General features: G+C 67.8%; 10 protein-coding genes and 1 pseudogene. 4 read left to right on the top strand and 7 right to left on the bottom strand.

All coding sequences use genetic code 11. The features are described from left to right. Positions 1-30: 30 nt before the first annotated feature. From C4E04_RS17355 to C4E04_RS17385, 7 genes and pseudogenes are all read right to left on the bottom strand, one after another. A pseudogene (locus C4E04_RS17355) lies at positions 31-1,430 on the bottom strand (NAD(P)(+) transhydrogenase (Re/Si-specific) subunit beta). A gap of 4 nt (positions 1,431-1,434) precedes the next feature. Beyond that, positions 1,435-1,872, bottom strand: coding sequence for a proton-translocating transhydrogenase family protein (locus C4E04_RS17360; protein ID WP_109599423.1), 438 nt, complete (start codon positions 1,870-1,872; stop codon positions 1,435-1,437). Positions 1,873-1,886: 14 nt separating this feature from the next. Further along, a complete protein-coding gene (locus C4E04_RS17365) occupies positions 1,887-3,023 on the bottom strand; it encodes a Re/Si-specific NAD(P)(+) transhydrogenase subunit alpha (protein WP_109599426.1) in 1,137 nt (378 codons plus the stop codon). Between the two features lie 79 nt (positions 3,024-3,102). Further along, positions 3,103-3,396 (bottom strand): aa3-type cytochrome c oxidase subunit IV, encoded by a 294-nt coding sequence (locus C4E04_RS17370; protein WP_109601245.1) that lies wholly within the window; start codon positions 3,394-3,396, stop codon positions 3,103-3,105. Between the two features lie 106 nt (positions 3,397-3,502). Next, positions 3,503-4,720 carry a glycosyltransferase gene (locus C4E04_RS17375; RefSeq protein ID WP_162559445.1) on the bottom strand — a complete coding sequence of 406 codons (1,218 nt, stop codon included), beginning with the start codon at positions 4,718-4,720 and terminating at the stop codon, positions 3,503-3,505. A 78-nt stretch (positions 4,721-4,798) separates the two neighbouring features. Beyond that, entirely contained in the window at positions 4,799-6,175 is a 1,377-nt protein-coding gene (locus tag C4E04_RS17380) for an AarF/ABC1/UbiB kinase family protein (protein WP_109599429.1), read from the bottom strand. 5 nt (positions 6,176-6,180) lie between these two features. Beyond that, positions 6,181-8,007 carry a M3 family oligoendopeptidase gene (locus tag C4E04_RS17385; protein WP_109599432.1) on the bottom strand — a complete coding sequence of 609 codons (1,827 nt, stop codon included), beginning with the start codon at positions 8,005-8,007 and terminating at the stop codon, positions 6,181-6,183. Between the two features lie 210 nt (positions 8,008-8,217). Here C4E04_RS17385 and C4E04_RS17390 point away from each other — a divergent pair, with 210 nt between their 5' ends. The 4 genes from C4E04_RS17390 (at position 8,218) to C4E04_RS17405 (ending at position 13,477) form a co-directional block, all read left to right on the top strand. Then, positions 8,218-9,255, top strand: coding sequence for a sigma-54 dependent transcriptional regulator (locus C4E04_RS17390; protein ID WP_109599434.1), 1,038 nt, complete (start codon positions 8,218-8,220; stop codon positions 9,253-9,255). A 105-nt stretch (positions 9,256-9,360) separates the two neighbouring features. Continuing rightward, on the top strand, positions 9,361-11,121 hold the full coding sequence (locus C4E04_RS17395) for a murein L,D-transpeptidase (RefSeq protein WP_109599436.1): 1,761 nt from the start codon (positions 9,361-9,363) through the stop codon (positions 11,119-11,121). A gap of 128 nt (positions 11,122-11,249) precedes the next feature. Continuing rightward, positions 11,250-12,935 (top strand): DUF882 domain-containing protein, encoded by a 1,686-nt coding sequence (locus C4E04_RS21210; RefSeq protein WP_245416141.1) that lies wholly within the window; start codon positions 11,250-11,252, stop codon positions 12,933-12,935. Between the two features lie 161 nt (positions 12,936-13,096). Next, on the top strand, positions 13,097-13,477 hold the full coding sequence (locus C4E04_RS17405) for a hypothetical protein (protein WP_109599440.1): 381 nt from the start codon (positions 13,097-13,099) through the stop codon (positions 13,475-13,477). Positions 13,478-13,520 lie beyond the last annotated feature (43 nt).

Here is a 13,520-nt window from a genome sequence, read left to right on the forward strand (position 1 = left end):
CCCGGAATTGGCGAGGATTCTGTCGGGACGTCAGTCCAGGTTCTTCAGGATCTCGTCCACGACCTTCTTGGCGTCGCCGAAGAGCATCATGGTGTTGTCCCGGAAGAACAGCTCGTTCTCGACGCCCGCATAGCCGGAGCCCATGCTGCGCTTCACGAAAAGCACGGTCTTGGCCTTCTCCACGTCGAGCACCGGCATGCCGTAGATCGGCGAGGCCGGATCGGTCTTGGCGGCCGGGTTCGTCACGTCGTTGGCGCCGATCACGAAGGCGACGTCGGCCTGCGCGAACTCGCCGTTGATGTCCTCGAGCTCGAACACCTCGTCGTAAGGAACGTTCGCCTCGGCGAGCAGCACGTTCATGTGGCCGGGCATGCGGCCTGCCACCGGATGGATGGCGTATTTCACCTCGACGCCTTCGGCCTTGAGCTGGTCGGCCATCTCGCGCAGGGCGTGCTGCGCCTGCGCCACCGCCATGCCGTAGCCCGGCACGATGATGACCTTGGCGGCGTTCTTGAGGATGAAGGCCGCATCGTCGGCCGAGCCCTGCTTCACGGGCCGTGCCTCGGTGGCGCCGCCGGCAGCGGCGGCCGTCTCGCCCCGAAGCCGCCGAGGATCACCGAGATGAAGGAGCGGTTCATGCCCTTGCACATGATGTAGGACAGGATCGCGCCCGAGGAGCCCACCAGGGCGCCCGTGATGATGAGCGCGAGGTTGCCCAGCGTGAAGCCGATGCCGGCCGCGGCCCAGCCCGAATAGGAGTTGAGCATCGACACCACGACGGGCATGTCGGCGCCGCCGATGGGGATGATGAGCGTCACGCCGAGCACGAAGGACACCAGCACGATCAGCCAGAACAGCGTGTGGCTCTCCGTGCGGATGAAGGCGATGAGCAGGACGAGAAGCAGCACGCCGAGTGCGATGTTGAGCAGGTGACGCTGCGGCAGGAGGATCGGCTTGCCGGACATGCGTCCGTCGAGCTTCAGGAAGGCGATGACCGAACCCGTGAACGTGACGGCCCCGATGGCGACGCCGAGGGCCATCTCGAAGAGCGAGCCGCCATGGATGGTGCCGACCGAGCCGATGCCAAAGGCCTGCGGCGCGTAGAGCGCGCCCGCCGCCACCAGCACGGCCGCCATGCCCACCAGGGAGTGGAAGGCCGCCACGAGCTGCGGCATGGCGGTCATCGGCACACGCTTGGCCACCACGGCGCCGATACCGCCGCCGATGGCGAGGCCGGCGATCACCAGGGCCCAGCCGCCGAAGCCGCTCGGCGGGGACACGAGCAGGGTCGTGACGATGGCGATCCCCATGCCCACCATGCCGTAGAGGTTACCCTGCCGGGAGGTGGTGGGATGGGACAGGCCGCGAAGGGCCAGGATGAACAGGACGCCGGAGACGAGGTACAGGATCGAGGCCAGATTCGCCGACATCGCCTCAACCCTTCTTGCGGTACATGGCGAGCATCCGCTGGGTCACCAGGAAGCCGCCGAATATGTTGATGGACGCCAGGATGAGGGCAATGAAGCCGAGGGCCCGCGCCCAGACCGGCCCATCTCCGAGGGCCGGCGCCACATTGACGCCCACGGCCAGGACCGCGCCCACCACGATCACGGACGAGATGGCGTTGGTGACGGACATGAGCGGCGTATGCAGGGCCGGCGTCACCGACCAGACTACGTAATAGCCCACGAAGATGGCCAGCACGAAGATCGCCAGCCGGAACACCGTAGGGTCGACCGCCCCGTGAGTTGCGGCACTTGCGGCCGCCGCGACCTGGTCGGCGATGGCCTGGGCCGTCTCGGCCGCGCGCTGGGCGGCATCGGCCGCCGCCCGGGACTGTTCGACCGCCTGTTCGGGTGTGAGTACAGCCATGGCTTTCTTGCCCCTTACGCTGTCGGCTGGAAGGCCGTGTGGACGATCGCGCCGTCGCGGGTCAGGCAGGTCGCCTTCACGAGTTCATCGTCCCATTTGACGGCCAGCGTCTTCGCCGCCTTGTCGACCAGCGTCTCGACGAAGGCATAGAGGTTGCGGGCATAGAGGCTCGAGGCGGTCGCCGCGAGGCGGCCCGGCACGTTGAGATGGCCGACGATCTTCACGCCGTTGTGCTCCGCCACCCGGCCCGGCTCGGCGAGTTCGACGTTGCCGCCCCGTTCCACCGCCAGATCGACGATGACGGAGCCGGGCTTCATCGCCTCCACCATCTCGCGCGTCACGAGCTTCGGCGCCGGGCGGCCCGGGATGAGGGCGGTCGTGATGACGATATCCTGCTTGGCGATGTGGGAGGCGACGAGCGCGGCCTGCTTGGCCCGGTACTCGGCCGACATTTCCTTAGCGTAACCGCCTGCGGTCTCGGCCTGCTTGAATTCCTCGTCCTCGACCGCGATGAACTTGGCGCCCAGGCTCTCCACCTGCTCCTTGGCGGCGGGACGCACGTCCGTGGCCGTGACCACCGCGCCCAGGCGGCGGGCGGTGGCGATGGCCTGGAGGCCCGCGACGCCCGCGCCCATGACGAAGACCCGGGCGGCCGGCACGGTGCCGGCAGCGGTCATCATCATCGGCATGGCGCGGCCGTATTCGGCGGTCGCGTCAATCACGGCGCGGTAGCCCGCGAGATTGGCCTGGGAGGAGAGCACGTCCATCACCTGCGCCCGGGTGATGCGCGGCATCAGCTCCATGGCGAAGGCCGAGACCTTGGCATCGGCCAGCGCCTTGAGGGCGGCGTCCTGGCCGTAGGGGTCCATGATGGCGATGAGGAGGGCGCCGGGCTTGAGGGCGGCAAGCTCGGAGGTCTCGGGCCGGCGGACCTTCAGGACGATGTCGGCGTCCTTCGCGGCTTCCTCGGCCGTGGCCGCAACGGCAGCGCCTGCGGCCTCGTACTCCGCGTCCGGGAAGCCGGCGCGCCCGCCTGCTCCTGCCTGCACGGTGACCTCGGCCCCAAGGGCCTTGTATTTCTTGATGGTCTCGGGGGTGGCGGCGACGCGCGCCTCCGCCTGATCGGATTCCGAGAGAACAGCGATCCGCATGCAACCCCCCGCCTTGGGCGACCTAATTGTCTGCCCTTATTTGTTGCGCGAAGGAGACTTTTATCCCCTTCGCGTCATGTCAATAGAAAAAGAGCGCCAGGAGCAGCAGGATCGCGACCACGGCCGGGGCGCGGACACCGATCGCCGGCGCAACGGCGCCGATCGCACCGGCCGCGAGCGAGAGGATGACGCCGAAGATCGCTGTCAGCCAGGCATGGTGGACGCCGCCGACCGCGAGCGCCAGCACATGGCAGATCACCACCGCGGTGGCGATTTCCACGAAGCGCACGAAACCGCCATAGGTCGCCTCGTGAGCCGGCCCGTCCATCTCCGGGCTATATCCCCCAAAGGGTGCATGTTTTGTATCGGCCATGATCGATGCCTTGTTCTGCAACAGTTCTTTGGGCTGCGTTTACCCCATGCGGTGAGACGCCGCAACGCTTCGCTTCCGGCGAGGGATCAAATTTGTGCCAGTCACCTCACCCGACCCCGAGGAAAGCGCGCCACTTCGGTAGGCAGACGTTCTGGAAGTCATAGCGTTCCAGGGCGATTCGCCGGCCCTCCCGGGCCATCTCGGCGGAGCGTGCCTTCTCGGCGAGGGTCTCGCGCACCCTCTCCACCAGGGCCTTGTCGTCGAAAAAGTCGAACAGCCGTCCGTTCACGCCCTCCTCCACGATTTCCCGGACCGGAGCGGTGTCGGACGCGACGAGGCGGCATTCCAGCGCCATGGCCTCGATGGATGACCAGGACAGGACGAATGGATAGGTCATGTAGATATGCGCCGAGGAGACCTGGAGCACCTTCACGAACTGGTCGTAGGGCAGGTTCCCGACGAAGTGCACCCGGGACCAGTCCACCTCCCCGTCGATTCGCTCGCGGAAAACGTCGAACCAGGTCTTTCCGCCCGGCGCCTGGCCGGAATAGCTCGTGCCCTTGCCGCCGACGACGACCACCCGCAGACGTGGATCGATCGCGAGCAGACCCGGCAGGCTGCGGAACATCACATGGGAGCCGCGCATCGGCTCGATGTTCCGGCTCACATAGGTTACGACCGGGATGTCCCGGCTCAGGCGCGGCCCCTTCGGCCCCAGGCGCAGGCTCACGGAAGGGTCGGGCTTCAGGTCCTGAGCATCGATGCCGTCGTGGATCACCGCGATGCGATCGCGCAGATAGGCCGGAAAGGTGTCGCGCTGGTAAGCGGTCGGGGCAACCGCCAGATCCGCGGCGTCGAGCGCTCCGAGCTGCATGGCGTTCTTCGCTCTGAGCCGCCAGATGATCTCCGGGTTGGTGATCGGGAATTCGGGATCGAAGTCGAGATCCTGGCCCTTGGCGGCATAATAATATTCGAAATAGGCCACGTGCCGGGCGTTCGGCCACACATCCTTGAGGAAGAGGTTCTCGCCCCAGCCCGTGTTCACCACCACCACGTCCGGATGGAAGCCCTGCTCGGCCATCTGGCGCGCCCGGTGGGCGACCCCATAGGCGCGCCGCAGGCGCGGCACCACCGGTGAGTAGCGGTTCTGGAAGGGCGCGTCGTCCGGCCCCGGCACGGCGTCGTAGGCGATGTAGCGGACGCCCGGAATGGCGCAGGTCTTGACCATGCCGAGGGCCACGACCTCGTGCCCCTCCTGCGCGAGCGCCCGTGCGATCCGGCCGAACTGGCCCGGAAAATTCTGGTGGACGAAAACGAACCTCATGGCCTCCCCTGACGTGCCGTCACTCCCCATCTACGGCGGGACGGCCGGAAGCGCAACTCCATTACATATTCCTGGTGATTATTCCGGTCGGGGCAGGCCTGAGGCGGCAAGCGCCTCGTCCTGGCGCTTCGCCAGGGTATCGAGGGAAAAGGTCTCGACCTCCGCCTCGAACAGCCTGTGATAGTTCAATTCTGCCCTCAGGTGCAGGAAGACGGCACCGAGCCCCACGGCCGCCCGATCCATGAAGACGAATTCCCGCGGGACCGTGACGGGCCCCTTCTCCTTGAGGGCCCTGTGCACCTCGAAGGCCTGCCGGCGGCCGTAATCGCCGGGCTTCACCCCGTCCGCGACCGTGCGGATGCGGTCATCGAGAAGCGGCCCGTAGATGAACCGCGCCCAGATGTTGAGGATGTCGATGAGCTCCCGGGACAGGTTCTTGAAGCCCCAGGTCTCGTAAGCGTGGACGATCCGGTCCCGGTCCTCGTTCTGGAGGCCCCGATAGAGATCCACCACGCCGCCCACGAAGCGGGGATGGAAGATCCGGACGCAGCCGTAATCGAGCAGGTTGATGCCGGCAGGCTCTCCGCCTTCCGAGAACACGGTGTAATTGCCGAGATGCGGGTCCCCGTGGATCACGGCCGCATGGCTGAAGGGATGCCACCAGGCCTTGAACATGGCGACCGCGAGCCGGTTCCGGGTGGCCACATCGGCCTCGACATAATTGAGGATCCGGTCGCCCTCGAGCCATTCGAGGGACAGGAGCCGCCGCGTCGACAGGTCGGGATGGACCTTCGGAACCCGCACCTCTGGAATGTCCGCCAGGGTCCGGGCATAGAGCGCGGCATGGCGGGCCTCGCGCTCGTAATCGAGCTCCTCCCGCACGCGCTCGCCGATCTCCTTGGCGATCTCGCGGGTATCGATGGCCGGGTCCATGCGCCGGTGGAGGGAGAACACCAGTTCGAGCTGGGACAGATCCGCCTCCACGGCGGATTGCATGTCAGGATATTGCAGCTTGCAGGCGAGCTGCGCGCCGTCCCGCGTGGTTGCGCGATGGACCTGACCGAGAGAGGCGGCCGCGGCCGGCTTCAGGTCGAAGGTCCCGAAGCGGCCCTGCCAGTCCGGCCCGAGCTCCGCCTGCATGCGGCGCTTCACGAAGGCCGCTCCCATGGGCGGGGCCTCGCTCTGGAGCTTCTGCAGCTCCGCCGCATATTCGGGCGGAATCAGGTCCGGAATGGTCGCGAGGAGCTGCGCCACCTTCATGATTGGGCCCTTCAGCCCTCCGAGGGCCTGCGCGAGGGCCGCCGCGTTCGAGGCATTCAGCCCGTCGCGGCCGAACAGGCGCGCGCCCGCCATGCGGGCCGCGACGCCGCCCATATTGGCGCCGACCCGCGCATAGCGTGCTGCGCGGGCAGAGAAGCGGTTGGCTTCCGGATCGTGGTCGGAGCCGTCTGACATGGGCCTTAGGCCGCCTTTTCCATGGCTTCGAGCTCACCGATCAGGCGCTCGATCATGGACAGGCCGATCTGCCAGAAGGACGGGTCACGCGCATTCAGCCCGAAGGGTGCCAGGAGCTCGGAATAATGCTTGGTGCCGCCCGCCGACAGGAGGGCGAAATAGCGGTCCACGAAACCGTCGCTCGACCGCTCGTAGATGCCGTAGAGCGAATTCACCAGGCAATCGCCGAATGCATAGGCGTAGACGTAGAACGGCGAATGGATGAAGTGCGGAATGTAAGTCCAGTAGGATTCATAGCCCGCACCGAGGCGGATTGCCGGACCGAGCGACTCGTCCTGCACGGACATCCACAATTCGCACAGTTTCTCGGCCGTCAGCTCCCCGTTGCGGCGCTCCACATGGACCTTGCGCTCGAAGGAATAGAAGGCGATCTGGCGCACGACCGTGTTGATCATGTCCTCCACCTTCGCGGCCAGCATCGCCTTACGCTGCGCCGGATCGGTCGTCTGGTCGAGGAGCCTGCGGAAGGTCAGCATCTCGCCGAAAACGGAGGCCGTCTCGGCCAGAGTCAGGGGCGTCGGCGCCATCAGCGCGCCGTTGGGCGCGGCGAGCACCTGGTGGACGCCGTGCCCCAGCTCGTGCGCAAGGGTCATCACGTCCCGCGGCTTGCCCTGGTAGTTCAGGAGCACGTAGGGGTGCGCCGACGGCACCGTCGGATGCGCGAAGGCACCGGGCGCCTTGCCCGGACGGGTCGGCGCGTCGATCCAGCGCTCGTCGAAGAAGCGCTGGGCGATCTCGGCCATGCGGGGCGAGAAGGCCGAATAGGCGGAAAGCACCGTGTCCCGAGCCTCGTCCCAGGCGATCGTCCGCTGCTCCACCTTCGGCAGGGGGGCGTTGCGGTCCCAATGGTCGAGGCGGTCCTTGCCGAACCACTTGGCCTTGAGGGCATAATAGCGATGCGACAGGCGCGGATAGGCCTCGCGCACGGCGGAGACCAGCGCCTCCACCACCTCGCGCTCGACCCGGTTCGCCAGGTGGCGGGAATCCGCCACGTCCTCGAAGCCGCGCCAGCGGTCGGAAATTTCCTTGTCCTTGGCGAGCGTGTTGGTGATGAGCGTGAAGGTGCGCAGGTTCGCCTTCAGGGTCTTGGCGAGGGCCTCCGAGGCGTCCTTGCGCACGCTCTCGTCCGGGTCCTGCAGCTTGTTGAGGGTCGGCTCGATGGGCAATTCCTCGCCGCGAACGTCGAACCGCAGGGACGCGATGGTCTCGTCGAAGAGCCGGTTCCAGGCGGCGCGCCCGGTGACGGACTTCTCATGGAAGAGCTTCTCGGTCTTGTCGTCGAGCTGGTAGGGCTTGTCCTTGCGCAGGTCCTCGATCCAGGGCCGGTAATGGGCGAGCGGCTCCTCGGCCATCGCCTTGTCCATCACGGCATCGTCGATTCGGTTGAGCTCCAGCCCGAAGAAGAGCAGGTCGCTCGAGGCCGCGGTCAGCCGCTCCTGGGTGTCGCCATAGAACTTCGCCCGTGCCGGATCGGTGGTGTCGCCCGAATAGACGAGGCCCGCATAGGACATGAGCCGCCCGAGGAGATCCTCGATCCCCTCATAACGCTTCACGGCTTCGCCCAGGGTCGCGGCAGCCTTCTCGTCCCGCGCCAGCGAATCGAGCTTGCCCCGATAGGCCTCCGCGAAATCCCGGCATTCCGTCTCGGCCCTCGCGAGATCGTCCCGGAACGCCTCGCTGTCCATGGCCGGATAGAGATCCGCGAGGTTCCACTCGGGCAGAGCGCCGAGTTCGGCCTGCCTGGCGCCGGCCGCGGACATGGCAGAGGACATGGCATGAAACGGGGAAGCATTCTGGCGTTTCAAGGAAAGACCTTTCGGGAACAGGGAGGTGAACCGATCTTCACCATATTGGCCGTCTGCCCCTCCGGATCAACCCGCCAATGGCTGGGGACAGCGCACCCGCACCCCTCTCCCGTTAAGCGCCGGTTTACTCTTGTCGCGCAGCATCGCGGCGCCCTTCCCCATATTTGATCCCTTTTCATGCCCCTTCGTGAGATCCTTGCCGACGACATCAGAGCCCTACGCCAGGGGGCGGCGGGTCATGTGGCGCACCCCGAAGGCTTGCGCGTCATCCGCCTTGCCGACCGCGCGGCCCGCGGGACATTTCCGGTGCTGATCGAAGCCGAGCCCGGAAGCGGGGCGATCGCGCTGGCCCGGGCCATTCACGGGGCGGGCGAGCGCAAGAGCCGCCCCTTCGCGATCCTTCGTGCCGAGGACCCAGCCGGGAGCGACGCCGTCGAGGCTGCCCTGACGGAACGACTTCGGGAGGCGCAGGGCGGAACCCTGTGCGTCGAGAGCGTGGAGCACCTCCCACCAGGCGCGCAGGTGCGTCTTCTGGAGGTCCTGTCCCCACAGGAGGGCACGCGCCGCGCCATACGCCCGGACGCGCGGATCGTCGCGACGGCCGGCTTCACCCTGAACGAAGCGGTCCGCCGGGGCCGGTTCCGCGAAGACCTCTACTACCGGCTCCAGATCCAGCCCATTGCCCTGCGGCCCCTGCGGGCGGAGCCCGGGCTCGCCGGCGACTGGGCTCGGGCCTTCATGCGCCTCTTCGCCCGGGAGGAGGGTAAGTCCCTCGCGGCGCTTGCGCCCGACGCCCTCGATCTTCTCGCCCGCTACGACTGGCCCGGCAACCTGCGCCAGCTGGAGAATGCGGTGTTCCGCGCCGTCGCCCTCGCGGAAGGCGTAACCCTGACGGCCGCCGAGTTTCCGCAGATCGCCGCCCGTACTGAGGGGCGGCGAATCGAGATCCCTCTCCTCCGGGAGACGGGAGACCCATTGCCGCCTGCCCTCCCCCTCGCCGGCTCGCCGCCGGGCCTGCGCGATCCCGGCACTCTGTCTCTGATGAGCGACGGGGGAGAGATGCGCACCCTTGCGGAGCTGGAAGCGGAGGTCATCCGGTTCGCGCTGTCCCATTACGGGGGTCGCATGTCGGCCATTTCCCGTCGTCTGGGGATCGGCCGCTCCACTCTTTACCGAAAAATGAAAGAACTTGGGCTTGGCGATGAAGCCGCTTGAGTCCTTCGAGCGTTGAGAGCTTGGCGGGTGTGCACTGTCACGCCGTCTGGCGAGAACCCATGAGGCGAATTTTCTGTCGCCCGACACAAGACGAGGAGCATCGGAATGCTTAGCCTGCGCAAGACGGCACTGTGGCTCGGCCTGGTCGGCTCGGTGTCTCTGGCCTCCCTGTCCGCCTTCGCGGCGGAAAAAGAGATCGGCCTGCCGCAGCCGGCGCTTCCGCTCCCCGCCATCGAGCCCGCGGAGCCGTCCTTCGCGGATGTGACGGTCCCGGCCGCCCCCCGCGACGTCGCCCTCCCCGAGCCGCCCCCGGCCGCTCCCGTCGTCCTCGACACCGCCGAGACGGTCGCGCCCCTTCCGGAAATCCCGCTCCCGGATCCGGCGCCCGTCCTGGCGACCGCCCGTGCGGACTGGCTGCGGGTCGCCCTGGAGGAGCGGCTGGCCTCCGACACGCTCCTGCGTGACCTGCGCCTGAGGCAGGCCGACAGGGAGTCCCTGTCGGCTTTCTACGCGAAGGCCGAGCATCCCCTGGCCTTCGTCCGCGACGGCGCTTTCACGGCGGCCGCGCGGGCAGCCGTCACACGCCTGAAGGCCGCCGACGAGGACGGGCTCGACCCGACCGATTATCCGGTGCCGGACCTACGCCTCGCCCGTGAGGCCTCGCCGGCGCAATGGGCGGAGGCGGACCTGAAACTGGCTGCCGCCGTCATCCGCTATGCCCGCGACGCGCGGGGCGGGCGCCTCGACCCCTCGCGGATCTCTCCGCTCATCACGCCGAAGCTCGACCTGCCCGAGGCCGCCGAAGTGCTGGCCCAGGTAGCGAACGCGGCCGACGCGAATGCGGCGCTCGAAGCCTACAACCCGCCCCATGAGGGCTATCGGGCCCTGAAGGAGAAGCTCGCCAAGCTCCGCGCCAGTCATCCCTCCTCACCGCCGCGCCTGAAGGTGCCGAAGGGGCCGACCCTGCGGGTAGGCATGCGTGACGAGCGCGTGCCGCTGATCCGGGCGCGCTTCAACCTCGCCAAGGAGCCGGAGGACAGGACCGTCTACGACGATCGCCTCGCCTCCGCGGTTGCGGCCTTCCAGAAGGAGAAGGGCCTGGCGGACGACGGCGTGCTCGGCCCGGCAACCCTCGCGGCCCTTTCGGGCCCCTCCGTGGCTCACATGGAGAGCGAGATCATCGCCAACATGGAGCGCTGGCGCTGGCTGCCGAGCGATCTCGGTGAGCGCCACATCATGGTGAACGTGCCGGAATTCCGCCTGCGGCTCGTGGACGGCGATTCCATCATTCACCAGACAAGGGTGATCGTCGGCAAGGAGAAGTCCCAGACGCCGATCTTCTCCGAGAACATGAAGTACCTGGTCGTCAACCCGTCCTGGACCGTTCCGCCCTCGATCCTGAAGAAGGAGTTCCTGCCGGCGCTCGCCAACGACCCCTATTACGCCGCGAAGAAGGGCTACAAGGTCATCCGCAAGGGCAACCGGATCACGGTCCAGCAGCCCCCGGGCGAGCGCAACGCACTGGGCTACATCAAGTTCATGTTCCCGAACCAGCACGCGGTCTATCTGCACGACACGCCGAACCGGAATCTGTTCGGCGCCGGCAAGCGCGCCTTCAGCCATGGCTGCGTGCGCGTCGACCAGCCCTTCCAGCTGGCCGAGGAGGTGCTCGGCGAGAAATGGTCGGAGGCGCGGCTCAAGGGCCTGATCGGCAAGGGTGAACGCTATCTCAACCTCAGCCGCCCGCTGCCCGTCCACCTCACGTATTTCACCCTTTCGGTGGACGAGAAGGGCGAGGTGAAGACCTTCAACGACCTCTACGGCTTCGATCTCAAGGTGCGCGAGGCTTTGGGCCTGCGGTCCTGACAAAAGGCTTCCGCCGGAGACATTTTTCTAGGGGCCGCTTAACCTCGAGGTAACCGTCTTCGGCAAAGATCCCTTCACGTTCGGGAGGCCGCGCCCCAAAGCGGCGGCGTGTAAAGACGAGTATCACAGTGAGAGTATTGCGTTCGGATCGTCGCGCGGCCGGGTCTTCGCTCGTGCGCCGCACAGGCGTCGGCCTTGCGGCCCTCCTGGCCGTCCTGTTCGGGGGAACGCGCGGGACGCAGGACGCCGTCGCCAACGGCGACACGCGCACGCTGACCTTCTACCACAACAACACCAAGGAAAGCCTCACGGTCACGTTCCGTCGCAACGGGCAATACGACCCGCAGGCCCTGGAACAGCTCAACTGGTTCCTGCGCGACTGGAGGCGTGAGGAGAAGACGCGCATGGATCCGCGCCTCTTCGACACCGTGTGGGAAGTCTACCGCGAGGTCGGATCGAGCGCGCCTGTTCATGTGAACTCCGCCTATCGCTCGCCCCAGACCAACTCCATGCTCCGGCGCCGTTCCAGCGTGGTGGCGAAGAACAGCCAGCACATGCAGGGCAAGGCGCTCGACTTCTACCTGCCCGACGCCCCCGCCGACCGCCTGCGCGCCATCGGGATGCGGCTGCAGCGGGGCGGCGTCGGCTATTATCCCAACGCCTACACGCCTTTCGTGCATCTGGACGTGGGCAGCGTGCGCGCCTGGCCGCGCATGACCCGCGACCAGCTCGTGCGCCTGTTCCCCGACGGCAAGACCGTTCACATCCCGGCCGACGGTACGCCCCTGCCGGGCTACGAACTCGCCCGCGCCGAGATCCTGGCGAACGGCGGCGCGGTCGCCGGATACACCGCCGTGGCGGATGCCGGCGAGGCTGCGGCGCCGACCCGGCGCAAGAGCCTCTGGGCGACCCTCTTCGGCGGCAGCGACGAGGACGAGGACGTGGAGGAGATCCGCGCCGCGTCCCGGCCGGGCCGCGCTCTCATGGCGTCGCGCTCTGCGCCGCCGCAGCAGAACTACTACGCGAGCGATTCGAACAGCTCGGTCTATGCGGCCCTGCAAACCGCCGAACAACGGACGCAGGTGGCCGCGCGCCCGGCTCCGGTCGTGCAGCCCAGGCCCGCGCCGATGCCCGAGCCCGAACCGATGCCGGCCCCGTCCCCGGCGGCCATTGCGGCAGCCGCCCCGGCCCTGCGCGAGGAGATCACGCCTCCGCCGCCGCTGCCCCCGACCCGAATCGCCGGGCCGCCGAGCACCGTTGCGTCGCCCTCCGGTCCGACCCTTGCCTGGCAGCAGGGTCCGACGGGAATCGGCAGCTCGGAGGCGGGGCTGACCCGCGAGATCGCCTTCGCGCCCATGCCCCCACGGCGGCCGGATGACATCGTATCGACCGGGGCCATCGCCTATGCGCCGATCCCGCCCGCCCGGCCGAGCGCGCTCGCGCAGACGAACCCGATCCCCGGCCTTGCAGATCTGCGCGCGACGGCACAGCTCGCGGAACTCCCCTCCTCGGCGGTTCCGCTCCCGCCGCCACGTCCGGGCGGCCATCCGGTGACGGTGGCGTCCATCGCGCCGGTCGCGATCCCGGTCCCGGCGACCCGGGAGGCGATCGTCCCCGAAGCCCCTAAGGCTCCGGCCGCAGCCAAGAAGGCTCCTTCGGCGAAAGCCAGGGCCAAGGAGCATCCCGCCACAGCCCGCGCCCTGCTGACCGCGGGACCGAGCCTCCAGATGGGCTTCTCGTCGAAGCCCGTGGGAGATCTGGCGACGAACCGCTTCACGGGCCCGGCCGTAAAGCCCCTGCCGGTGGTGCGCTAAAGCCCCGGACCAAAAGTGGATTTGCACTTTTGAGCCCGGGACTTCAGGCGATCCCAGGCGCCCTGCCGCCGGCAGAAATCTCCCGCCACGCTGAAACATAAGCCCTCCGGGCGAGTCATCCGAGGATGACGAAACACGGATTCAGCAGCCCGGAGGTTGAGATGCGGATCAGACCATGGGCCGTCCTGGCCCTTGTGGGGACACTCGCGGCAGGGACAGGCGGCGCCTTCGCTCAGGACAATCCGCCCGGAGCACAGCCCGGGCACGCGCCGGGAGCGACGAGGCCCGCCCCGAGCGTCGACACGGGCAATGCGGGCACGCCCCAGTTTCCTGTCCGCGAAACGACGGACCCCAATGCCACCGGCGCCACGGGCCAGAGCGGCGCGGCCGTGAACCCGCCCGGCGCGCCACCCGGGACCATCACGCCCGGACCGAAGAATGCCATCGATGCGGGCGTGAGCGGCCGGAACAACTGCTATCCCGGCCAGACCGGAAAGGCTGTCGGCAGCACGAACCCCACCGGCATGGCGAGCAAGTGCTGACCTTGCGGCCAAACGAAAAGGCGGGACCTCGGGGCCCCGCCTT

The organism is Microvirga sp. 17 mud 1-3 (genome assembly GCF_003151255.1).
Classification (GTDB): Bacteria; Pseudomonadota; Alphaproteobacteria; order Rhizobiales; family Beijerinckiaceae; genus Microvirga.